We start from the raw sequence: 21,862 nt of genomic DNA, 5'->3' as shown, positions 1-21,862 counted from the left end.
CGGTGAAAGCACTCGTGCTGGCCGGAGGGTCGGGCACCCGGCTACGGCCCATCACCCACACCTCGGCCAAGCAACTCGTGCCCGTCGCCAACAAGCCGGTGCTGTTCTACGGCCTGGAGGCGATCGCGGAGGCGGGGATCAGGGAGCTCGGACTGGTCGTCGGTGACACGCACGCCGAGATCGAGGCGGCCGTCGGCGACGGCTCCGCGTTCGGGCTGCAGGTGACCTACCTGCGCCAGGAGGCGCCGCTGGGCCTGGCTCACGGCGTGCTGATCGCCCGCGACTTCCTCGGTGACGACGACTTCGTCATGTACCTGGGCGACAACTTCATCGTGGGCGGCATCAACGGCCTGGTGGACCGGTTCGCCAGGGAGCGGCCCACCGCCCAGATCATGCTCACCAGGGTCGGCGATCCGCGCCAGTTCGGGGTCGCCGAGCTCGACGTCGCCGGCCGGGTGGTCGGCCTGGAGGAGAAACCCGACCGGCCCAAGAGCGATCTCGCGCTGGTCGGCGTCTACCTCTTCAGCCCGGCCATCCACGCCGCCGTGGCCGAGCTCAAGCCGTCGGGACGCGGCGAGCTGGAGATCACCGACGCCATCCAGTGGCTGATCGAGGCGGGGCTGCGCGTGGAGTCCTCAGTGATCTCCGGCTACTGGAAGGACACCGGCAACGTCACCGACATGCTGGAGGTGAACAGGCTCGTGCTGGAGTCGCTCGACCGGCGGGTGAGCGGCCTGGTGGACCAGGCCAGCGAGCTGATCGGGCGGGTCGTGGTGGAGCCGGGCGCCGTGGTCGAACGCTCGCGCGTCGTGGGCCCGGTGATCATCGGCCCCGGCGCGCGTGTTCAGGACAGCTATGTCGGCCCGTTCACCTCGATCGGCGCCGACTGCGCGATCGGCCGCAGCGAGATCGAATACTCGATCGTGCTGCCCCGAGCCTCCATCCAGGGCGTCGGCCGGATCGAGTCCTCGCTCATCGGCCACGACGTCGAGGTGACCCCCGCTCCGGACACCCCCAAAGCCCACCGCCTCGTACTGGGCGATCACAGCAAGGTGCAGATCAGTTCATGACAAGGATTCTGGTGACAGGTGGGGCCGGCTTCATCGGCTCGCACTTCGTCCACGGGCTGGGCGACGCGGACGTGACCGTGCTCGACAAGCTCACGTACGCGGGCAACCGGGCCAACCTCGAAGGGCGGCCGCACACCTTCGTCCACGGTGACATCTGCGACGCCGAACTGCTCGGCGAGGTGGTGCCGGGCCACGACCTGGTGGTCAACTTCGCCGCCGAGTCGCACGTCGACCGGTCAATCGACGGCCCGGCCGAGTTCACGCGCACCAATGTCCTCGGCACCCAGACGCTCCTCCAGGCGTGCCTGGAGGCCGGGGTCCCGAAGGTGGTGCACGTGTCGACCGACGAGGTCTACGGCTCCATCGACCACGGCTCATGGGAGGAGTCCGCGCCGATCCTGCCGCGCTCCCCGTACGCCGCGTCGAAGGCGGGCGGCGACCTGGTCGCCCGTGCGTACGCGATCACGTACGGCCTCGACGTGTCGATCACCCGGTGCGGCAACAACTACGGCCCCAGGCAGTATCCGGAGAAGGTCATCCCGCTGTTCGTCACGAACCTGCTGCGCGGTGAGCGGGTCCCGCTCTACGGCGACGGCGGGAACGTCCGCGACTGGATCCACGTCGCCGACCACTGCGCGGGCATCCGCCTGGTGGCCGAGAAGGGCGCGCCGGGCGAGGTCTACCACATCGCGGGCACCGCCGAGCTGACCAACAGGGAGCTGACCGAGCGATTGCTGGAGGCGTGCGGCCGGGACTGGAGCATGGTCGAGCCCGTCGAGGACCGCAAAGGCCACGACCGCCGCTACTCACTCGACGACAGCAAGCTGCGCGCGCTCGGCTACCGTCCGGAGATCCCGTTCGAGCAGGGCCTCAAGGACACCGTCAGCTGGTACGCGAGCAACGCGGCGTGGTGGAAGGCGAGCCGGTAGTTGAAGCAGAACACCTGGCTCACCTCCGCGCTCTGGGCACTGCTGTCGCCGTTCGCCGGCTGGGCGGTGCTCCGCGTGGCTGGATGGGAGCCCAAACTCAGATGGTCGCAGCTCGTGTCGTTCACCCCCTATGCCGCCGCGGGCTCGCTGGTGCCGCTGGCACTCGCTCTGGCGCTGCGCAACCGGCCCGCCACGTACGCCGCCCTGGTGGTGGGCGGGCTGCTTGCCTCGGTGGTGCTGCCGCGCGCGGTGCCGAAGGGTGTCCCCGAGGCAGGAGGGCAGCCGTTGCGGGTGATGACCGCGAACCTGCGCGTGGGCTCGGTGCCCGCCGAGAGCCTGATCGGCGCGGTCGAGCGGAGCCGTCCCGACGTGCTCACCCTGCAGGAGCTCACCCCGGCCCTCGCGGCGCGCCTCGACCGGGGCGGTCTGCGCGCCCTGTTGCCGTATCACCTGGAACAGCTGGGCACGGCCGTCTACTCGCGCTTCCCGCTGCGCCCGGGCCTCGGCTTCGCGGCCGGCCAGTGGCAGCACGTCGGCGGCCGGCTCACGCTGCCCGACGGTTCGGAGGTGGACGTCGTCGGCGTGCACGCCTGCGCGCCGGCCGGCGGCTGGCTGGCGGGGTGCTGGGCGCAGAGCATCCGGGTCCTGCCGCCGGCGGTGGCGAAGCGGCCGCGGGTCCTGGCCGGCGACTTCAACTCCACGCTCGACCACGCGGTGCTGCGGGAGCTGATCGCCACCGGCTATCAGGACGCCGCGTCCGTCACCGGGAAGGGACTCGTCATGACCTGGCCGTACTACGGGCGCTCCGCCCTCGTCCCCAAGGTCGCCATCGACCACGTGCTGGCCTCCGAGGGGGTGGCCGTGCGCTCGTTCGAGACGCTCGCCCTCCCGCGGACCGACCATCGCGCAACGGTCACCGACCTGGTGCTGAGGCGGCGCGCATGAGGTGGGTGATCACCGGTGCGGGCGGCATGCTCGGCACCGACCTGACGGAGCTGCTGCGGACGACGCCGGGGATGCGGGTCCGCCCGTTCACCCGGTCCGAGCTGGATCTGTGCGACGCGGGCGCCGTCGCCTGGGCGCTGCGCGCGGCCAGGCCCGACGTGGTGGTCAACTGCGCCGCGTGGACGGCCGTCGACGACGCCGAGACGCGCGAGGAGGAGGCCCTGGCGATCAACGGGACGGCCGTGTCCGTGCTCGCCCGGGTCGCCGCCGACCTGGGCGCCCGGCTGATCCAGCTGTCCACCGACTACGTCTTCGACGGCGCCGGGGCCGGGCCGTACGGGGAGGGCGCCCCGACGGGGCCCATCAACGCCTACGGCAGGACCAAGCTCGCAGGCGAGCACGCGGCCCTCGAGTACGGCCACCACGTGGTGCGTACGGCCTGGCTCTACGGCGCCCACGGCCGCAGCTTCGCCCGCACGATGGTCGGCCTCGAAGCCTCCCGGCCGACCGTCTCCGTGGTCGACGACCAGTTCGGCCAGCCCACCTGGACCGGCGACCTGGCCGAGCGGATCGTCCGGCTCGGCCGGGCGGACGCCCCGCCCGGCGTCTACCACGGCACGAGCGCCGGGCGGACGAGCTGGTACGACTACGCGAGAGAGCTCTTCTCCCTGCTCGGGGCCGATCCAGGCCGGGTAGAGCCCATCCCGAGCACGGCCCTGCGCCGGCCCGCCCCACGCCCCGCCAACAGCGTGCTGGCGCACGGGAACTGGCAGGCCGCCGGGCTGCCGCCGATGCGTGAGTGGTCCATCGCCCTACACGCGGCCTGGCCGGCTCTGCTGGGGCCCTGGGGCGCTCGCGTAGTGGGCCAGGCAGTCGGCGTAGGAGGGGAGTAGACCGTGTTCGGCCGCTTCCGCCAGCGTGGGTGCCGCGGCGTCCATGTCCGAGAGGATCGGCTCGATGCCCTCCGGCCAGACGATGCCGAGGGCCGGGTCCAGCGGGTGGACGCCGTGCTCGCGTTGCGGGGCGTACGAGGTGGAGCACAGGTAGATCACGGTGGCCGACTCGCTGAGCGTGAAGAAGGCGTGGCCGAGCCCTTCGGCCAGGTAGACCGCCTGCCGCGAGACATCGTCCAGCTGGACCGCCGTCCACTGGCCGAAGGTGGGCGAGCCGGTTCTGAGGTCCACCGCGACGTCGAGGACGCTGCCGGAGACGCAGGTGACGTACTTGGCCTGACCGGGCGGCACGTCCGCGTAGTGCAGGCCGCGCAGCACGCCCCTGGCCGAGACCGAGCAGTTGGCCTGGGCGAGGTCCAGTGGGCGGTCGAGTTCGTCGCTCCTGAACCACTCCAGGAACTGCCCGCGCCCGTCCTTGTGGATACGCGGGCTGAACAGCCAGGCGCCGTCGAAACCGAGGGGATCCATGAGCCGGATCCTGACATAGCAGGAACGTTCCCACCAGGGTGTGTAACGCGTGAGATGGCAGTCGCGAAATGCCAGTTGATTGAGGCATGTGCTCCTGAGCGGGGTCAGGATCACCATCCCCATCAGTACGTTTCCGGGAGCCAGCAACCCATCCCGCCCCACGCACGGCCTGGCAAGACCTACGAGGGGAGATCGGTTCGACTCGCACCACGCACGTGTAGGGGGCTAGTCCAGATGACCACGGTATTCAGCGGCAGCACGATGAACGACCAGGCACGACGCGAGAGGATCTTCCAGGGCGACGTCTTCGTCTATACGGCCTCGCCCGCGTCCCGCGAGCTCGTGTCCTTGGCCCGCGAACTGGTCGCCGAGACCTTCGGCGGCACGGATCCCACCACCGCCCAGCACAGCATGCCGGTCGAGCGGTTCGCCGCGCTGCTGGCCGACGTCAAGCCGCGCTTCATCCATCATCCGAGGTGCAAGGAGCTCATCGCCGTCCTGCTGGACGAGCTGGGGTTCGCACCGGACGAGACCTACTTCGACGTGCCGCGGCTGCGGACCTCGACCTCCGACGGCTATCTCGACTCGGGCATCTCCTACGCCTACCACGCCCACCGCGACTGCTGGTACTCGGCGCCGTTCAACCAGGTGAACTGGTGGATCCCCGTCTACGACGTGGTGCCGGAGAACGTCTTCGCCCTGCACCCGGAGTACTTCACCCAGGCCGTGCGCAACGGCAGCGGCCGCTACGACTACGCCTCGTGGGTCAGGACGGAGCGCCCGTCGGCCGCCCAGCACATCTACAGCGACACGCGCGAGCAGCCGAAGCCGGAAGAGGACCTGGACCTGTCCGGCGAGCTCAGGTTCGTCATGGAGCCGGGCGGGGTGCTCCTGTTCTCGGGCGCCCAGCTGCACTCGACCGTGCGCAACACCTCGGGCGTGACGCGCTTCAGCATCGACTTCCGCACCGTGCACATCGACGACGTCAGATCGCGCAAGGGCGCGCCCAACGTGGACGCGGCGTGCCTGGGCACCACTCTGCGCGACTTCATGCGCGCCGGGGACCTGGCGCGCATCCCGGAGGAGCTGTCGGCGGAGTACGAGAAGGAGGCCGTGGCTCACGTGGAGCGAGCCAGCGGTAGTTCGTACTGAATCTCACACATCGGGAGGGGACCATGGCTCGTTGGTTACAGCGCGGAAGAGGCCGAGGCCGGTGACCGTCTGCCGGCTCTGCGGCTCGAGCGAACTGGCGAGCGTGGTCGATCTCGGTGCCACGCCGCCCTGCGAGCTGTTCCTCACCCGGGAGCGTCTCGACGAGCCCGAGCTCACCTACCCCCTGCACCTGCGGGTCTGCACGAGCTGCTGGCTCGCCCAGATACCGCCGCTGATCCAGCCGGAGGAGACGTTCACGGAGTACGCGTACTTCTCCTCCTTCTCCACCTCCTGGGTGGAGCACGCCCGGGAGTTCGTGGCGGCGGCCGTGGACCGGTTCGCGCCGGGCTTCGTGGTCGAGGTGGCCAGCAACGACGGGTACCTGCTGCAACACGTGGCGGAACGAGGGGTGCGCTGCCTGGGCATCGAGCCCTCGGCCAACGTGGGCCAGGCGGCCAGGGACAAGGGCATCGCCACCCGTACGGCCTTCCTCGACCCGGAGACCGGGGCGGCGGTCCGCGCCGAGCACGGGCCGGCCGATCTGGTCGTGGCCAACAACGTGTACGCGCACATCCCCGACGTCGTCGGCTTCACCCGAGGGCTGCGCGCGCTCGTGGCCGACGACGGGTGGGTCTCCATCGAGGTGCAGCACCTGCTCACGCTCGTGGAGCTGAACCAGTACGACACGATCTACCACGAGCACTTCCAGTACTACACGGTCGCCTCCGCGCGGCGGGCGCTGGCCACCGGTGGCCTGGCGCTGGTCGACGTGGAGCTGCTGCCGACGCACGGCGGCTCGATCCGGCTCTGGGCCCGGCCCGAGGAGGCGGGCGGCGAGCCCACCGAGCGGGTGGCCGACGTGCTGGCCAGGGAGAAGGGGGCCGGGCTCGACGAGCTGGCCGGGTACGCGGAGTTCGCCGCCCGGGTGGCCAAGGTCCGCCGCGACCTGCTCCGCTTCCTCATCGACGCGGCCGAGGCGGGCAAGACCGTGGCCGGCTACGGCGCTCCGGGGAAGGGCAACACGCTGCTCAACCACTGCGGCATCCGCGAGGACCTGCTGGCGTACACGGTGGACCGCAATCCGTACAAGCACGGCAGGTTCACGCCGGGCACCCGGATCCCCATCCTGCCGCCCGAGCGCCTGGCCGAGGACCGGCCGGACTATGTCCTGGTGCTCCCGTGGAACCTGCGAGAGGAACTCACCGAACAGCTCTCCTACGTCCGCGAGTGGGGCGGTCAGCTGGTCTTTCCCATCCCGAGTCTGGAGATCGTGCCATGAAGGTCGTGCTCTTCTGCGGTGGGTACGGCACGCGGATGCGCACCGGAGCCGCCGGCGAGGTCCCCAAGCCCATGCAGCTCGTCGGTCCCCGCCCGCTGATCTGGCATGTGATGCGCTATTACGCGCACTTCGGGCACACCGAGTTCATCCTCTGCCTCGGCTACGGCGCCCAGCACATCACGGAGTTCTTCCTGGACTACAAGGAGACCGCCTCCAACGACTTCCGGCTGCGCGGCGGCGAGGTGGAGCTGCTGTCGCAGGACATCTCGGACTGGTCGATCTCCTTCGTGCAGACCGGCGTCACGTCGCCGATCGGCGAGCGGTTACGCCGCGTCCGCGACCATCTGGACGGCGAGGAGGTGTTCCTGGCCAACTACGCCGACGTGCTCACCGACGCGCCGCTGCCGGAGATCGTCGACCGCTTCACGGCCGCCGACGTGGGGGCGTCCATGATGGTCGTGCCGCCGCCCGGCACCTTCCACTGCATCGACATCGACGACGACGGGCTGGCGAGGGACATCGCGCCGGTCACCCAGATGCCGATCTGGGTCAACGGCGGATATTTCGTGCTCCGTCAGGAAATTTTCGATCACATTCCGGAAAATGGGGATCTGGTGGGGGATGGTTGCGTGGAGCTGACCAAGCGCGGCCGGCTCATGACCTACCGGCACCGCGGCTACTGGCGGCCGACCGACACCGTCAACCAGCGGATCGAGCTGGACGAGGCGTACTCGCGCGGCGACAGGCCCTGGGCGCTGTGGGAGGCATGATCCGGCTGACGGCCACCCGGCTGGGCCGGATCGTCGCGCTGGGCGCGCACTGCGACGACATCGCCATCGGGGCGGGCGGCACGCTGCTCACCCTCTGCGCGGGCCGGCCCGGTCTCCAGGTCGACGCGCTGGTCCTGTCCGGCGGGGGCACCGAGCGCGAGGAGGAGGAGCACGCGGCGCTCACCGCCTTCTGCCCCGGGGCCGACCTGCGGCTGAGCGTGCTCAAGCTGCCCGACGGCCGGCTGCCCGCGCACTGGGAGCAGGCCAAGGAGGCGCTGGAGCTGCTGCGGGCCAGGACCGATCCCGACCTGATCCTCGGTCCGCACCCCGGAGACGCCCACCAGGACCACCGGGGCCTGGCCGAACTCGTACCCACGGCCTTCCGCGACCACCTGACGCTCGGCTACGAGATCGTCAAGTGGGACGGCGACCTCGGCCGCCCCGCCGCCTACCAGCCGCTGCGGCCGGAGGTGGCGGCGGAGAAGGTCGCCCTGCTGCGGCGGCACTACCCCTCGCAACTCCGGCGTCCCTGGTTCGACGACGAAGCCTTCCTCGGGCTCGCCCGCATCCGCGGCATCGAGTGCGGCGACAGGTACGCCGAAGCCTTCCACACCCGCAAGCTGACTCTCGACCTCGCAGGAGGCTAGCCGGATATGCGTGTACTGCTGACCGGACACCAGGGCTACCTGGGCACCGTCATGTCCCCCGTACTCGCCGGAGCGGGACACGAGGTGACCGGCCTCGACTCGGGGCTGTTCGCCGACTGCGTCCTCGGACCACACCCCGACGACCCCCAAGGGCTCGCCCTGGACCTGCGCGAGGTCCCGGCCGAGGCGCTGGCCGGATTCGACGCGGTCGTGCACCTGGCCGCACTCTCCAACGACCCGCTCGGCTCGCTGGCGCCCGAGCTGACCTACGACATCAACTACCACGCCTCCGTACGGCTGGCCCGGCTGGCCCGCGAGGCGGGGGTGCGGCGCTTCCTGTACGCCTCCACCTGCTCGGTCTACGGAGCCGCCGGCGGGGACGACCTGGTCACGGAGGAGGCGCCCCTGCGTCCCGTGACCCCCTACGCCGAGTCCAAGGTGCGCGTGGAGGACGAGGTGCTGAAGATGGCCGACGCCGACTTCACGCCGGTCTTCCTGCGCAACGCCACGGCCTTCGGCTTCTCGCCCCGGCTGCGCGCGGACATCGTGCTCAACAACCTGGTGGGGCACGCGCATCTGTCCGGAGAGGTACGTGTGCTGTCCGACGGCACGCCGTGGCGGCCCCTGGTGCACGCCCTGGACATCGCGGACGCGTTCGCCGCCGCCCTGACCGCGCCGCGCGAGGCCGTACACGCCGAGGCGTTCAACGTCGGCACCGAGCAGAACAACGTCACCGTGGCCGGGATCGCGGCGACCGTGGTGGAGGCGGTGCCCGGCGCCACGCTGGCCATCACGGGGGAGACGGGCGCCGATCCGCGCTCCTACCGGGTCGACTTCTCGCGGATCCGTGCGGCGCTGCCCGGATACGAGGCGCGCCGCTCGGTGAAGGAGGGCGCGCTCGAACTCATCGACGCCTACCGGCGGCACGGGCTGACCAGGGAAGGCTTCGAGCGCCGCTTCACCCGCCTGGCCCGCCTGTCGGACCGGCAGGCCGCGGGAACGGTCGACGAGCGGCTGATGCCCTCGTGACCGGCCTCGAAAAGGATGCCCTCGTGACCGGCCTCGAAAAGGATGCCCCCGTGACCGGTCTCGGAAAGGAGATGCACCAGCTGGTGGAGCGTCTCTACCCGCTGTGCCGGAGCATCACGGGAGACGGCGTCCGCCGCACCCTGGAGATCGTCGGCGAGCACATCGCGCTGAACGTGCACGAGGTGCCCACCGGCACGCAGGTGCTCGACTGGAACGTGCCCAAGGAGTGGAACATCCGCGACGCCTACGTCAAGGACCCCACGGGCGCCAAGGTCGTCGACTTCGCCGAGTCCAACCTGCACGTGGTCGGCTACAGCGTGCCGGTGTCGGCCCGGATGCCGCTGGCCGAGCTCCGCGGCCACCTGCACACACTGCCGGACCAGCCGGGGCTCATCCCCTACCGGACGAGCTACTACGCCGAGGACTGGGGGTTCTGCCTGCGCCACGAGAGGCTGGAGGGCCTCCGGGAGGGCGAGTACGAGGTCGTGGTGGACTCCACGCTGGCGGACGGCCACCTCACGTACGCCGAGCACGTCGTGCCCGGCCGCACGAGCGAGGAGGTGCTGATCTCCTGCCACACCTGCCACCCGTCACTGGCCAACGACAACCTGGCGGGCATCGCGGTGGCCGTCCAACTGGCCCGGCGGCTGGCGGCGGCCTCGCCGCGCTACACCTACCGCTTCCTGTTCGCGCCCGGCACGATCGGGTCGATTACCTGGCTCGCCCGCAACCGGGACGCGGTCGAGCGGGTCAGGCACGGGCTGGTGCTCGCGTGCGCGGGGGACGGCGGCGCGCTCACGTACAAGCGGAGCAGGCGCGGCGACACGGAGATCGACCGGGCGGTGGGGCACGTGCTGCGCTCCTCCGGGCGCCCGCACCGCACGCTCGACTTCTCCCCGTACGGCTACGACGAGCGGCAGTACTGCTCGCCCGGCTTCGACCTGCCCGTCGGCTGCCTGACCAGATCGACGTACGCGGGCTATCCGGAGTACCACACCTCGGGGGACGACCCGGCGTTCGTGCTGCCCGAGTCACTGGCGGACACCCTGGAGACCTGCTGGGAGGTGACCCGGGTGCTGGAGGGAGACCGGCGCCTGGAGAACCTCAGCCCCTACGGCGAGCCGCAACTGGGCCGGCGCGGCCTGTACGGGGCGCTCGGCGGCAGGAGCGACACCAAGCAGGCCCAGATGGCCATGCTCTGGGTGCTGAACCTCTCGGACGGCACGCACTCGCTGCTGGACATCGCGGAACGGGCCGGCCTCCCGTTCCAGGCGGTGGCAGATGCGGCGGCGAGCCTCGAAGACGCGGAGTTGGTGAGGGAATGGAAAGCATGACCCTGCGGGTCGGCGACCTGGTGGAGATCCGCAGCGAGGCCGAGATCCTGGCCACGCTGGACGAGCGCGGTGAGCTGGACGGCCTGCCGTTCATGCCGGAGATGCTGAAGTTCTGCGGTCAGCGCCTCACCGTGCACAAGGTGGCGCACAAACTGTGCGACACGCTGACCAAGACGGGCCTGCGGCGCATGGACAGCGCCGTGCACCTGCTCGGCGCGCGGTGCGACGGCTCGGCGCACGGCGGCTGCCAGACGGCCTGCTCCATGTACTGGAAACAGGCGTGGATCAAGCGCGTCGCGGCGGACGAGCTGCCCCCGAACGCCGTGCCGGACTCCCGGCTGCTGCCGCTGCTGGAGATCAACAGCCGCAAGCCGCCGGGCGAGGACGGCACCGAACGCTACTCCTGCCAGGCGACCGAACTGCTGCGAGCGGCGCCCGTACCGCTGCCGATGGCCGATCTGGGGCAGTTCGTGGCGGACGTACGGACGCGGAACGTCGGCGTGCTCAGGACCCTGAAGGCCACCGGAATCGGGCTGTACAACCGGTTCCAGCACCTGACCAGGAGAAAGCTGCCCCCTGCGTTGCGCGTCAAGGGCGGCCGGCCGTGGGGCACGATGAAGGGCGAGATCAGGGGCCGCACGCCGGTCCAGACGCTCGACCTCCAGCCGGGCGAGCTGGTCCGCGTACGGTCCAAGCAGGAGATCCTGGCCACCGTCAACGAGGACCTGTCCAACCGCGGCATGAACTTCGACGCCGAGCTGGCCCGCCACTGCGGCCGGACCGCGCGGGTGCGCGCCCGGGTGGACCGCTGCATCGACGAGCCCACGGGACGGATGCTGGAGATGAAGACGCCCTGCATCGTGCTGCAGGACGTGGTGTGCGAGGGCGTCCACTCGCTGAACTGCCCCCGCGAGTTCTTCCCCTTCTGGCGCGAGATCTGGCTCGAACGGGTGCTGGACAGTGAGTGAGCCAGTAGCGAGTGAGCCAGTAGTGAGCACGAGCGAGCCCGTCAGCGATCACCGGGCCGGATCGGCGGGCAGGGGACTGCGGTGGGGGCTGCTGGCGCGGGGTGGGTCCAAGCTGGCCACCTTCACTCTGAGCCTCGTGCTGGCCCGCCTGCTCGCCCCGGAGGATTTCGGGTTGTACGCGGTCGCGCTGGCCGCCAACCAGTTCCTCTTCTACATCAACGACGCCGGCATCGTCGCGGCCGTCGTGCAGTGGCGGGGCAAGCTGGAGGACATGGTGGTCACCGCGACCACCGTGGTCCTCACCCTCAGCGTGGCCATCTACGCGCTGTTCTGGGTGGCGGCGCCCTACTTCACCGGCCTGGCGGGCAACGTCTCGGCCACGCCGGTGGTGCGGCTGCTCACCGTGATCATCGTGATCGACGGGTTCGTCAACGTACGCAGCGCGGTCATGCTCCGCGGCTTCCAGCAGGACAAGATAGCCAAGGCGAACATGGCGGGCATCGCCGTCCAGGTGCCGGTGGCGATCACGCTGGCGCTCATGGGCGCGGGCGTCTACAGCTTCGTCATCGGCGCGGTCGCCAACTCCCTGGTGAGCGGCGTCCTGGTGTTCGTCTGGGCCAAGATGCCGCTGCGGCTGGGCTTCGAGCGGGCCATCGCGCGCAAGCTGCTGGGCTTCGGCATGCCCCTGGCGGTCAGCCTGGCCATCGAGGCGCTGGTGCTCAACGCCGACGCGATCATCATCGGCCGGCTGCTGGGCGCGACCACGCTCGGCTTCTACATGATCGCGTTGAACGTGTCGAGCTGGGTCCCAGGACTGGTCGGCGAGGCCCTGCGCCACGTCACGCTGCCGGGCTTCTCGCGGGTCGCCGAGGAGCGCCCGGAGGCGTTCTCCGCGCGCGTCCAGCAGATCGTGCCGATGCTGATCACGCTGGTGCTGCCCGTCGCGGTCCTCTTCGGCGTGCTGGCGCCCCTGGTGGTGCCCTTCCTGTACGGCGAGCGGTGGCTGCCCGCCGCCCAGGCGCTGTCCTTCCTCATGGCGCTGATGGTGGTGCGGATGCTCACCGCGCTGGCCTTCGACATCCTGACCTCGCTCGGCGCGACCAGGCTCGTCGTGTGGATGAACCTGAGCTGGGCCGTGGTGCTGCTGCCGGCGCTCTACGCGGGCGCCCGGCTGGACGGCATCCGGGGCGTCGCGATCGCGCACGCGGCCGTCGCGCTGCTGATCGCCCTGCCCGTGACGGCGCTGCAACTGCGCCGCTCGGGCGTCGTGCTCGGACCGGTCCTGCCCGGCATCCTCCGGCTGCTCCTCGGCGGCCTGCTGGCCGGCCTGGCCGCCTGGCTGGTGGCCAGGCTGACCGAGGGCGCCTTCGACTTCGTCCGGCTCTGCGCCGCCGGAGGCGCCGGGCTGATCGTGTACGTGGTGACCGGGCTCTCGCGGGACCGGATCAGGAAGATTCGCGAGGTGGTGACGAGCTGAGCGGTCCCCGCGGGCCGCGGGCCACGTCGATGGCCGAGTGGGCGACGTTGCGGGCCATGGACACGGCGTTGCGCCGCAGCCAGGGCCGCAGCGCCGCGTAGGCGCGCAGTCGCTGGCGGCGGGTCAATGGAGCGTTCCTGATGACCCGCAGCAGCGCGCGGCCCTCCTCCACGTTGGGGAGGAAGAAGCGCTGGTCTCCGGGCATCTCGCGGGCGCGGAAGGCCCGCGCGTGGTTGACCTGGCTGTTGCTGCCCGGGTGGTTGCGGTGCCGCAGCAGCAGCTCGTCCACCACGACCAGCGGGCCGAGCAGCGCCAGGCCCGAGATCATCACCCGGTCGGCGGGCAGGATGGCCTCCAGCGGCCGGGCCCGCAGCAGCGTCTCCCTGCGCATGAGCCCGTAGAAGTGCATGGTCTCGTCGTAGTTGTCCAGCCGGTGGCGTAGACGCGCCACCGGGTCGGGTTGGTCGGTGGGGGCGGTGTCGCGCCAGGTGCCGATGGTCTGTCCTGTCTCGTCGATCTCCTCGACGCCCGAGATGGCGGCCGCCGCCGACGGGTGGCGGCGCAGCGCCGCCGAGAGCAGGGCCAGGCGGTCCTCGTGATACTCGTCGTCGGAGGTGGCGTAGGAGAAGAACTCGCCGCGGGTCTCGTGGACGACCTTGTTGTGGTTGGCCGTGATGCCGACGTTGCGCTCGCGCCGCAGGTAGCGGACGCGGGGATCGGTCCTGGCCAGCTCGCGGCAGAGCTCCTCGGTGCCGTCCGTCGAGCAGTTGTCGGCGATCACCAGCTCGAAGTCGACCCCTTTCTGGGAGAGGACCGAGCGCAGCGCGCCCTCCAGGTACGGCTCGCCGTTGTAGACGGGCATGCCGACCCCGATGGGCGGTTCGGCGCGGCCGACGAGTGAGGCGGAGGAGCGTACGTGCGGTGATCTGGACGTCATCCGGACAGCCCTTCTAGCGGAAGCTGAGGTGAGGCTGAGGTACGGTCGCGCCGATGTTCTCGCGAAGCAGGGCGATCGGCAACCAGGTCCGGCGATTCGTAACATCGACTCGGCCGGTCACGATAAGCAATCTGTACCATTTTTTTTATGGCCAGGCATTGGCCCATACTGGCGGGGGCTTGGGCGGGTAAATATGGCTTTTTGGAACGATCTGTTAGGCCTTATCCGAAACAAGCGTGTTGGACCCCCCATCGTCGCCCTCGCCCTCGTCCTGGCGACAGTGGCGTTCTTCGTGGGGTCACCGCGTTACGAGACCGAGTCGTCGCTGATCCTGACCGCGCCGCCGTCCGGTGGCACCCTGTCGATGGATCCCACCAAGCCGGTCGGCCTGACCAACCCGCTGCTGCAGTACAACGACGGGCTGCGGACGGTCGCGGGCATCCTCATCCTCGCGCTCAACAGCAAGGACGAGCTGCGCAAGCTCGGGATCGAGGAGAACGGCAGCACCGAGATCGTCATCGACGACGGCCGTTCGAACGCCGACCTGCTGGGCGTCGTGACGCAGGGCCCGTTCATCCACATCAAGGTCGTGAGCCGGACGGCGGAGACGGCGAAGGGCATCCTGGAGCGGGCCGAGCGGCGCCTGCGTGAGGAGCTGACCAGCTACCAGACCTCGCTGGGCGCGCCGAAGAGCACGTTCATCGCGGTCAACAACGTGGCGCTGATCCCGGTCGCGTACGACGGCGGCGGCAAGATCCAGCTGGCCGTGGAGGTGCTGGTCGTCGCCCTGCTCTTCGGCTTCGGCGCCGCCTACCTGATGTGGATCCGCCGCGTCCGTGGCCGTACCGCCCAGGCGGAGCCGGCCGAGGACGAAGCGGACGTCCCCGAACCCGCCGCCGAGCCGGAAACGGCGAAGGGGCCCGCGCTCAACGGCCGCTCAACGGTCATGTCGTCCGCTTCCGGCGGATCCGACGACGGCCCGTCCGCGGACCGCGACGACGACGGCCCCGCGACGGAGGAGTTCGCCCGGATCAACGGCGAGTTCCTGGGGATCGCCCCCGACCAGCGAAAGCCCGACCAGGACGGCCGCGCGGGTTAGGCAACCCGCCTTGGCGCGGCGCTCGGGGCCGGGGAACCCGGCCTCGGCGTAGCGCTGAAAGCTAGGCAACCCGGTTGGCGACCTCGGCGCAGCGCTCGATGGCCGCCTGCCGCACCTCTCGCGGGGTGCCCGACTTGGCGGAGATCATCATCCCGATCGCCCCGGGCCCGAGCCGATCGGCGAAGGCCAGGGCGGTCGGCAGGTCCATCGGCGACTCGTCGGGGGTCTTGTGGCACAGGCCGGTGTCCGACGGCGGGCGCCCGTCCGGCGGGCTGAGCACCTCGTCCACGAACAGGCCGTAGAGCATGAACTCCGACACGTGCAGCCGGGAGCCGAAGGCGTCGGCCCAGTGCCGGCCGGTGTTCTCGGCGAGCCGCCGCTGGAGCCCGCGCACGATGGCGGGGTCCCAGAAGGTGAGCGGGCTCATGTAGTCGGGCAGCGGCGGCTCGGGCGCCGGTGGCAGCCTGAGCAGCTCGCGGGCGACCCGGTGCCACAGCACGTGCCGCGTCATGAGCGGGTGCACCCCGTCCTCCAGCCGGTGCAGCAGTGTCCGGCCGCCGACCAGGGAGCGCTGGGCCGTCGTCGGCCGGACGAGCACCACGTCGGAGTCGGCCACCAGGACCACGTCCGCGTCCATCGCCGCCGTGGCCGCCAGCTTGACGATCTGCTGCATCACCCAGCCGCGTACGGGCGGCCACGGGCGCAGGGCGTTGACCCACATGCCCAGCCGGGGCACCTTGACGTAGCGCTTCGGCAGCAGCTCTCCCACGGTCCTGACCCGGCAGCGGGGCCCTTCGTGGGCGGCGAACAGGCGCCGGTCGGCACGCGGCACGAAGACGTGGTGGACGGTGTCTTCGGGGGTGTACTCCAGCACGGAGCGGTGCAGATCGGCGAACTGATCCGCGTCGGGTCCATAGCTGGGGGTGACGACGGCCAGCGAGGCCATGGGCTTGGTCACTCACCCTCATCGGAGAGAAGCTTTGGCACGTTACACGCGATAAGTAACGCTGGTCGCAGCCTCGCCGATGCTTTGACGTACGGCTGGAACATGCCTGGGGGGCTGTGTTGGACTTCTGGAGCGCGATCATCGTCCTCCTGCGTCGCTGGTACATCGCGGCTCCCGCGTTCCTGCTGACGCTCACCGCCGCCTACGGCGTCTACACCCAGATCCCCGTCCAGTACTCCTCGACGACGGTCATGGTGCTCACGGTGCCGCCGAGCGGGTCGTACCGGCCGCCGAACCCCAAGAACCCCAACCCGATCATCAACCCGCTGCTCAACTTCGACGGCGGGCTGAACATGTCGGCCTCCATCCTGGTGCAGATCCTCAACACCACGGAGGTGGCCGGCCAGATGGGCATCCGGGCGGACGGCAAGACCACCTACAAGGTCAACAACGGCCACCCCAATCCCGAGTTGCTCATCAGCGCGCCCTTCGTGGTCATCGAGGGCAAGAGCCTGGTCCCCCAGGACGCGCGGGCGATCGTGGTCCGGGTCGCCGAGCGGGCCAAGATCGAGCTGAAACGGCGCCAGGAGGTGCTGAAGGCCCCGCCGGAGACCTACATCAACCTGAACGAGATGGTCTCCCCGACCGAGCCGCTACCCGAGCGCGGCGGGAAGATCCGCAGCGCCGCGGCCGTGTTCGCGCTGGGCGTGGCCGCCGCGCTCGGCGCCTCCTTCTGCGCCGAGAGCGTCATGGCCGGGCTGCGGCGCAGGAGGGACGAGCGGGACGGGCCGGAAGCGGCGCCCGAGGCGGATGTCCGGACCGAGGAAGCGGTGTTGCAGCGTTGAACGTGGCGATAGAGCGGTCCATCGTCCGGCCGGTGCCCCACAGGGCCGACGCCGCCACCCTGTGCGCGATCTTCACCGTGGTGCTCATGCTGGTGCCCGCCCGCCAGGTGATCGGCGGCCTGCCGTTCGACCTCACCTACGCGGAGGCCATCGGGCTGTTCGCCGCCGTCTGGTGGTTCTGCGCGCACCTCACCAGGACGCTCGGCGCGGCCAAGGGTCCGTCGGCGGTGCGGTACGCGATCTACTTCTACGCGCTCGCCTTCCTCGCGACCTACGCCTACGCCTCCGCCGGGTGGCTGCCCTCGTACGAGCAGGACCTGTCCGACCACGTGCTGGTCATCGCGGTGGCGATGGTGGGCATCGCGCTGATCGGCGTGGACGGCGTGCCGAGCCGCGAGCGGATCGACCTGGTGCTGAAGACGCTGGTGGTGGTCGGCGCCATCATGGGGGTGATCGGCGCGATCCAGTTCCTGCTGTCGTTCGACGTGACCCAGTACATGCAGATCCCCGGCAGCCGCATACGGGCGGTCGAGGTGACGATCCTGGAGCGCAACGGGCTCAACCGGGTGGCCTCGACCGCGGGGCACCCCATCGAGTTCGGCGTGGTGACCGCGATGGTGCTGCCGGTCGCCCTCCACTACGCCTTCGGCGCGCGGGAGAGCGGTGAGCCGCAGCGGCGCTGGTGGGTCCTGGTGGCGCTGATCGCCTGCGGGATGGCCTTCTCCGCCTCGCGCTCGACGGTCCTGGGCCTGGCCGCCTCCGGGGCGGTGCTGTTCCTCGGCTGGCCCAACGCCCGGCGCGTCAGGGCGGCCGTCGCGCTCGCCGGTTTCCTGGTCGTCATGAAGCTGCTCGTCCCCGGCCTGATCGGCGCGATCGCCGGGCTGTTCACCAACCTGGACAACGACGAGAGCCTGCGCTGGCGGACCAACGACTACACCACGGCGATCGCGGAGTTCTCGCAGCACCCCCTGCTGGGCAGGGGCAACGGCACCTGGTTCCCGCCGCACCACCCGGTCTTCGACAACCAGTACCTGCTGACGGCCGTGCAGGGCGGCGCGATCGGCGTGCTGGCGTTCGCCGGCCTCTTCGTCGTCGGGATGTGGTCGGCTGTCCGCGTCAGGAGCATCAGCGTGGACGACCGCACCCGCGACCTCGGGCTGACGCTGGCCGCCTGCCTGATCGTGCCGGTGGTGGGCTCGGCCACCTTCGACCTGAACTCCTTCAGCACCGCCACCGCGCTGTCGTTCCTGCTCATCGGCCTGGCCGGGGCGCTGATGCGGGCCGCGCGCCGCGAGGCCGGGCTTCCGGGCGCGCGGGGACGCTGAGCCGGGCTTCCGGGCGCGCGGGGACGCTGAAAGGGCAGCCGCGCGCCGCGAGGTCAGCCCTCCAGTCGCCGTCGTGCCTCTTTCCACGAGCCGGCCGCCAGATCCCGCGCGCTGATCGCCGAGACCGGGAGCGGCCAGTCGATCGCCAGGTCGGGGTCGTCGTAGCGGACGGAGATGTCCTCGGCCGGGTCGTGCGGCCGGTCGATCCGGTAGCAGACGTCGGCGTCGCTCAGCGCCTGGTAGCCGTGGAGCAGGCCGGGCGGTACGTACAGGTGCGTGAAGGTCTCGTCGTCGAGGACCACCGACATCCGCTCGCCGAAGGTGGGTGAGCCGGGCCGGGCGTCCACGAGGACGTCGAACACCGCGCCGCGGGCGCACCTGACGAGCTTGGCCTCGCCCCGGCCGGAGCGGCCGTGCATGGCCCTGATCGCGCCCTTGACCGTGCGGGACTGGCTGTCCTGGACGAACGCCGCCGGGTCCAATCCGTGCTCGGTCGCGATCTCGGCGTCGAACGTCCTGGTGAACAGGCCACGCTCGTCACTGTGCGGGCTCGGAACGAACAGCAGGGTCCCCGCGAGCGCGCCTTCCTCGACTCTCATGGGCACATCTTGGCCCGGCGTCCGTGCCGTCGCCAGCGTGTAACGGATATAGCCCGATACCGATGTCCAAAGGGTGAGTCGGCAGACGGGGGGTGCGGCATTCCGATGGACCACTCGTCGGATGAGAACGGTCCAAAGAACCGCGCCTTACCTGTCGCGCCGCGCGCGCGGGTGGGCGCCGTCGGGATCGACGCCATCACCGAGCCGGAGGTCGCCGAGCACCTCGCGCGGGCCTGGCACGACGGCCTGGGCGGCATGATCGTGACCGCCAACGTGGACATCGTCCGCGCCGCCACCCGCGATCCCGAGCTCGCCGAGCTCGTGGCGGGCGCCGAACTCGTGGTGGCGGACGGCATGCCGGTGGTGTGGGCCGCCCGGCTCGGCGGTCTGCGCGTGCCCGGCCGCGTCACCGGGGCCTCCCTGGTGTTCACCCTCAGCGAGGTGGCCGCCCGCGAGGGACGGTCGGTGTTCCTGCTCGGCGGCGAGCCGGGGGTGGCGGAGGCGGCCGGCGAGGTGTTGGCCGGGCGTTACCCCGGATTGCGGGTGGCCGGGGTGTACGCGCCGCCCTTCGGCTTCGAGCGGCTCGCCGGGGGGATGGGGGAGACCGTGGAGAAGGTCCGCGCGGCCGCGCCCGACCTCGTCTTCGTGGGCCTGGGCTTTCCCAAGCAGGAACGCGTCATAGCCGCGCTCCGCCCCGAACTGCCGCACGCCTGGTACCTCGGCTGCGGCGCCGCCATCCCGATGGCCGCCGGGCGATTCCGGCGGGCTCCGGACGGGATTCAGCGGGTGGGCGGCGAGTGGCTGTTCAGGCTCGCCCTCGAACCCCGTCGACTCGTACGCCGCTACCTGCGTGACGACCTGCCCTTCGCGCTCAGGCTGCTGGCCGGGGCCGCATGGCACCGGCTGGCCCTGGGCCGGCGCTCCTGATCCCCACAGATTGGTGCCTGATGACTGTTCCCGAGCGGTCGCCGCTTGCCATCGTGATCGTCACCTACCAGAGCGGGCAGGTCATCGAGGAGTGCCTGCGCTCTCTGGACACCGTGCTGAGCGAAGGGGAGCCGGCCCGGATCATCGTCGTGGACAACGACTCCCCGGACGACACGGTGGAGCGGGTGCTCGCCACGGGCGTCCCCGTCGAGCTGGTCAGGACCGGCCGCAACGGCGGGTTCTCCGCGGGCGTCAACGCGGGCATCGCCGCCGCGCCCGGCTGTGACGTCCTCATACTCAACGCCGACATCCGGCTCAGACCCGGCTCGGTGCGCCTGCTGCGCGAGGCGCTGGCCGTGCCCGGCACGGGCATCGCGGTGCCCCAGTTGCTGGGCGCCGACGGCGTGCGGCAACTGTCCCTGCGCCGGCGCCCCACAGTGCTGCGGGCCGTGGGAGAGGCGCTGCTCGGCGGGCTCAGAGCGGGCCGCCACGCGCCGCTGGGCGAGCTCGTCGTCGACCCGCGCGCCTACGAGCGACCGGGCACGCCCGACTGGGCGACGGGCGCCGCCTGGCTGGTCTCGCGCGAGTGCCTGGACGCGATGGGACCGCTCGACGAGCGCTACTTCCTGTACTCGGAGGAGACCGAGTACATGCTCAAGATCCGCGACCACGGCTTCTCGATCCGCTACGAGCCGGCGGCGGTGGCCGTCCACCTGGGTGGCGAGCAGGCCAACTCCAGCCCGCTGTGGACCCTCGCCGCCGCCAACCGGGTGCGACTGCACCGGCAGCGGTACGGCAGGCCCCGCGCGCTGCTCATGCGCCTGGCGGTCGCACTGAACGAGGCGCTGCGCGCCGTCACCCGCGGCCGGCGGGCAGGGGAGCGGCACCGGGCGGCGTTGCGCGAACTCGCGACGATGGCCGAGTGGCCGACGCCGCCGGGCGGCCCGCCATCGCCGCCCGCCTACGTCTGCTTCTCCGCCCAGGACTGGTGGTACCACAACCGGGCCCACTCCGACTTCCAGCTCATGCGCCACCTCGCGGGATCGCGCAAGGTGCTGATCGTCAACAGCATCGGCATGCGCATGCCGATGCCCGGCCGCTCCACCTTCGTGCTGCGGCGCATCGCCAGGAAGCTGCGCAGCGTGGCCAAGTTCGTCCGGCGGGTGGAGCCGGACCTGTGGGTGATGTCGCCGCTCCCGCTCCCCCTGTACGGCTCGCGCCTGGGCCGCGGGCTGAACGCCTGGCTGGTCAGGACGCAGGTACGGGCGGTCTGCCGGTGGCTGGGCCTGAAGGTGCCGGTGATCGTGGTGACCATCCCCACCGCCTGGGACGTGGTACGCCCGATGCGCCGCCGCGCGCTGATCTTCAACCGCTCGGACCGCCACTCCGCCTTCCCCGAGTCCGACACGAGGACGATCGAGACCCTCGAACGTGACCTTCTGGAACGTGCCGACCACGTGGTGTACGCCAGCCGAGGGCTCATGGCCGAGGAACGCCCGCTCGCGGGTTCGCGGGCCCGCTTCCTCGACCACGGGGTCGACCTGGAGCACTTCAGCCGCGTACCGGCCGACCGGCAGCCCGCCGACCTGCGGGCCGTCCCGGGGCCCAGGATCGGCTTCTTCGGCGCCCTGGACGACTTCGTGGTGGACTTCGACCTGCTGGAACGGGTCGCGCTCGGCCTGCCCGAGGCGTCGCTCGTGCTCGTCGGCGACGCGAACGGGCAGATCGAACGGCTCACCAAGCACCCCAACGTGCACTGGCTGGGCCTACGCCCCTATTCGGTGATCCCCGCCTACGGCTCGGGCTTCGATGTGGCGATCATGCCGTGGCTGGACAACGAGTGGATCAAGCACGCGAACCCGATCAAGCTGAAGGAGTTCCTGGCGCTCGGCCTGCCCGTGGTCAGCACCGAGTTCGACGAGCTGGCCCACTACGCCGACCGCGTCAGGACCGCGACCACCCCTGAGCAGTTCATCGAGGCCATCCGCGTCTGCCTGGCCGAAGGCGGCCCGCAGTCGCCGGAGCGGCTGCGCGGCTCGCTGGCCGGCGCCTCCTGGTCGGCGCGGGCGGCCGACCTCATGGCGCTGGCCGAGCAGACACCAGACGCACGGCGTTGAAGAGCGCTGGCGTGAAGAGCGGTGGTGTGAAGAGCGTTGGCGTGAA

The 21,862-nt window shown here is 70.8% G+C and carries 21 protein-coding genes; 17 read left to right on the top strand and 4 right to left on the bottom strand.

The window, feature by feature from the left end; translation table 11 throughout:
* Positions 1 to 2 precede the first annotated feature (2 nt).
* The 4 genes from AB0H88_RS46170 to rfbD are packed head-to-tail and all read left to right on the top strand — an operon-like array spanning position 3 to position 3,837.
* Complete coding sequence (locus tag AB0H88_RS46170; protein ID WP_357655635.1) at positions 3 to 1,070, top strand: glucose-1-phosphate thymidylyltransferase; 1,068 nt, start codon at positions 3 to 5, stop codon at positions 1,068 to 1,070.
* Positions 1,067 to 1,999, top strand: coding sequence for a dTDP-glucose 4,6-dehydratase (gene rfbB / locus AB0H88_RS46165; RefSeq protein ID WP_357655633.1), 933 nt, complete (start codon positions 1,067 to 1,069; stop codon positions 1,997 to 1,999). The genes AB0H88_RS46170 and rfbB overlap by 4 nt, the downstream gene beginning before the upstream one ends.
* Entirely contained in the window at positions 2,000 to 2,944 is a 945-nt protein-coding gene (locus AB0H88_RS46160; RefSeq protein WP_357655631.1) for an endonuclease/exonuclease/phosphatase family protein, read from the top strand.
* A complete protein-coding gene (gene rfbD, locus AB0H88_RS46155) occupies positions 2,941 to 3,837 on the top strand; it encodes a dTDP-4-dehydrorhamnose reductase (RefSeq protein WP_357655629.1) in 897 nt (298 codons plus the stop codon). The genes AB0H88_RS46160 and rfbD overlap by 4 nt, the downstream gene beginning before the upstream one ends.
* Here rfbD and rfbC read toward each other — a convergent pair.
* Complete coding sequence (gene rfbC / locus AB0H88_RS46150; protein ID WP_357655627.1) at positions 3,757 to 4,365, bottom strand: dTDP-4-dehydrorhamnose 3,5-epimerase; 609 nt, start codon at positions 4,363 to 4,365, stop codon at positions 3,757 to 3,759. The two genes, rfbD and rfbC, sit on opposite strands and share 81 nt — an antisense overlap.
* A gap of 234 nt (positions 4,366 to 4,599) precedes the next feature.
* On the opposite strand from rfbC, the gene AB0H88_RS46145 reads away from it, so the two are divergent.
* The 8 genes from AB0H88_RS46145 to AB0H88_RS46110 all read left to right on the top strand — a co-directional run bounded on the left by AB0H88_RS46145 (position 4,600) and on the right by AB0H88_RS46110 (position 13,021).
* Entirely contained in the window at positions 4,600 to 5,517 is a 918-nt protein-coding gene (locus tag AB0H88_RS46145; RefSeq protein ID WP_357655626.1) for a hypothetical protein, read from the top strand.
* Positions 5,518 to 5,578: 61 nt separating this feature from the next.
* On the top strand, positions 5,579 to 6,796 hold the full coding sequence (locus tag AB0H88_RS46140) for a class I SAM-dependent methyltransferase (protein ID WP_357655623.1): 1,218 nt from the start codon (positions 5,579 to 5,581) through the stop codon (positions 6,794 to 6,796).
* Positions 6,793 to 7,566 (top strand): sugar phosphate nucleotidyltransferase, encoded by a 774-nt coding sequence (locus AB0H88_RS46135; RefSeq protein WP_357655621.1) that lies wholly within the window; start codon positions 6,793 to 6,795, stop codon positions 7,564 to 7,566. Before AB0H88_RS46140 ends, AB0H88_RS46135 begins: the two co-directional genes overlap by 4 nt.
* Positions 7,563 to 8,213, top strand: a complete 651-nt coding sequence (locus tag AB0H88_RS46130; protein WP_357655618.1) for a PIG-L family deacetylase — start codon at positions 7,563 to 7,565, stop codon at positions 8,211 to 8,213. The genes AB0H88_RS46135 and AB0H88_RS46130 overlap by 4 nt, the downstream gene beginning before the upstream one ends.
* A 6-nt stretch (positions 8,214 to 8,219) precedes the next feature.
* Positions 8,220 to 9,242, top strand: coding sequence for an NAD(P)-dependent oxidoreductase (locus AB0H88_RS46125; protein ID WP_357655616.1), 1,023 nt, complete (start codon positions 8,220 to 8,222; stop codon positions 9,240 to 9,242).
* Positions 9,243 to 9,292: 50 nt separating this feature from the next.
* A complete protein-coding gene (locus AB0H88_RS46120; protein ID WP_357655614.1) occupies positions 9,293 to 10,576 on the top strand; it encodes a DUF4910 domain-containing protein in 1,284 nt (427 codons plus the stop codon).
* The gene (locus AB0H88_RS46115) at positions 10,564 to 11,544 is read left to right on the top strand and encodes a hypothetical protein (protein ID WP_357655612.1); all 981 of its coding nucleotides are present in this window, start codon (positions 10,564 to 10,566) and stop codon (positions 11,542 to 11,544) included. The genes AB0H88_RS46120 and AB0H88_RS46115 overlap by 13 nt, the downstream gene beginning before the upstream one ends.
* Before the next feature lie 22 nt (positions 11,545 to 11,566).
* Positions 11,567 to 13,021 carry an oligosaccharide flippase family protein gene (locus tag AB0H88_RS46110; protein WP_357655610.1) on the top strand — a complete coding sequence of 485 codons (1,455 nt, stop codon included), beginning with the start codon at positions 11,567 to 11,569 and terminating at the stop codon, positions 13,019 to 13,021.
* Here AB0H88_RS46110 and AB0H88_RS46105 read toward each other — a convergent pair.
* The gene (locus AB0H88_RS46105; protein WP_357655607.1) at positions 12,990 to 13,958 is read right to left on the bottom strand and encodes a glycosyltransferase; all 969 of its coding nucleotides are present in this window, start codon (positions 13,956 to 13,958) and stop codon (positions 12,990 to 12,992) included. The genes AB0H88_RS46110 and AB0H88_RS46105 overlap by 32 nt on opposite strands.
* 292 nt (positions 13,959 to 14,250) lie before the next feature.
* Between AB0H88_RS46105 and AB0H88_RS46100 the strand changes: the two genes are divergently transcribed.
* Positions 14,251 to 15,057, top strand: coding sequence for a hypothetical protein (locus AB0H88_RS46100; protein ID WP_357655606.1), 807 nt, complete (start codon positions 14,251 to 14,253; stop codon positions 15,055 to 15,057).
* Between the two features lie 61 nt (positions 15,058 to 15,118).
* Here AB0H88_RS46100 and AB0H88_RS46095 read toward each other — a convergent pair whose 3' ends face one another.
* Complete coding sequence (locus AB0H88_RS46095; RefSeq protein WP_357655603.1) at positions 15,119 to 16,015, bottom strand: DUF6492 family protein; 897 nt, start codon at positions 16,013 to 16,015, stop codon at positions 15,119 to 15,121.
* Between the two features lie 107 nt (positions 16,016 to 16,122).
* Between AB0H88_RS46095 and AB0H88_RS46090 the strand changes: the two genes are divergently transcribed.
* Together AB0H88_RS46090 and AB0H88_RS46085 are read left to right on the top strand one after the other, a co-directional pair.
* Positions 16,123 to 16,848 (top strand): hypothetical protein, encoded by a 726-nt coding sequence (locus AB0H88_RS46090; protein ID WP_357655602.1) that lies wholly within the window; start codon positions 16,123 to 16,125, stop codon positions 16,846 to 16,848.
* 32 nt (positions 16,849 to 16,880) lie between these two features.
* Entirely contained in the window at positions 16,881 to 18,173 is a 1,293-nt protein-coding gene (locus tag AB0H88_RS46085; RefSeq protein WP_357655599.1) for an O-antigen ligase family protein, read from the top strand.
* A gap of 53 nt (positions 18,174 to 18,226) precedes the next feature.
* Here AB0H88_RS46085 and AB0H88_RS46080 read toward each other — a convergent pair whose 3' ends face one another.
* The gene (locus AB0H88_RS46080; protein WP_357655596.1) at positions 18,227 to 18,772 is read right to left on the bottom strand and encodes a dTDP-4-dehydrorhamnose 3,5-epimerase family protein; all 546 of its coding nucleotides are present in this window, start codon (positions 18,770 to 18,772) and stop codon (positions 18,227 to 18,229) included.
* A 105-nt stretch (positions 18,773 to 18,877) separates the two neighbouring features.
* On the opposite strand from AB0H88_RS46080, the gene AB0H88_RS46075 reads away from it, so the two are divergent.
* On the top strand, positions 18,878 to 19,699 hold the full coding sequence (locus AB0H88_RS46075; protein ID WP_357655593.1) for a WecB/TagA/CpsF family glycosyltransferase: 822 nt from the start codon (positions 18,878 to 18,880) through the stop codon (positions 19,697 to 19,699).
* 20 nt (positions 19,700 to 19,719) lie between these two features.
* On the top strand, positions 19,720 to 21,816 hold the full coding sequence (locus AB0H88_RS46070) for a glycosyltransferase (protein ID WP_357655591.1): 2,097 nt from the start codon (positions 19,720 to 19,722) through the stop codon (positions 21,814 to 21,816).
* Positions 21,817 to 21,862 lie beyond the last annotated feature (46 nt).

The sequence above is a fragment of the Nonomuraea sp. NPDC050680 genome, from assembly GCF_040654555.1.
Classification (GTDB): Bacteria; Actinomycetota; Actinomycetes; order Streptosporangiales; family Streptosporangiaceae; genus Nonomuraea.
This window is presented reverse-complemented; position numbering and strand designations above follow the sequence as displayed.

Bases quoted from the DNA above. Each gene is read 5' to 3' on its own strand.
- rfbC (WP_357655627.1), bottom strand. From the start codon at position 4,365: ATGGATCCCCTCGGTTTCGACGGCGCCTGGCTGTTCAGCCCGCGTATC.
- AB0H88_RS46135 (WP_357655621.1), top strand. From the start codon at position 6,793: ATGAAGGTCGTGCTCTTCTGCGGTGGGTACGGCACGCGGATGCGCACC.
- AB0H88_RS46070 (WP_357655591.1), top strand. From the start codon at position 19,720: ATGACTGTTCCCGAGCGGTCGCCGCTTGCCATCGTGATCGTCACCTAC.
- AB0H88_RS46125 (WP_357655616.1), top strand. From the start codon at position 8,220: ATGCGTGTACTGCTGACCGGACACCAGGGCTACCTGGGCACCGTCATG.
- AB0H88_RS46145 (WP_357655626.1), top strand. From the start codon at position 4,600: ATGACCACGGTATTCAGCGGCAGCACGATGAACGACCAGGCACGACGC.
- rfbB (WP_357655633.1), top strand. From the start codon at position 1,067: ATGACAAGGATTCTGGTGACAGGTGGGGCCGGCTTCATCGGCTCGCAC.
- AB0H88_RS46130 (WP_357655618.1), top strand. From the start codon at position 7,563: ATGATCCGGCTGACGGCCACCCGGCTGGGCCGGATCGTCGCGCTGGGC.
- AB0H88_RS46080 (WP_357655596.1), bottom strand. From the start codon at position 18,772: ATGAGAGTCGAGGAAGGCGCGCTCGCGGGGACCCTGCTGTTCGTTCCG.
- AB0H88_RS46115 (WP_357655612.1), top strand. From the start codon at position 10,564: ATGGAAAGCATGACCCTGCGGGTCGGCGACCTGGTGGAGATCCGCAGC.
- AB0H88_RS46075 (WP_357655593.1), top strand. From the start codon at position 18,878: ATGGACCACTCGTCGGATGAGAACGGTCCAAAGAACCGCGCCTTACCT.
- AB0H88_RS46105 (WP_357655607.1), bottom strand. From the start codon at position 13,958: ATGACGTCCAGATCACCGCACGTACGCTCCTCCGCCTCACTCGTCGGC.
- rfbD (WP_357655629.1), top strand. From the start codon at position 2,941: ATGAGGTGGGTGATCACCGGTGCGGGCGGCATGCTCGGCACCGACCTG.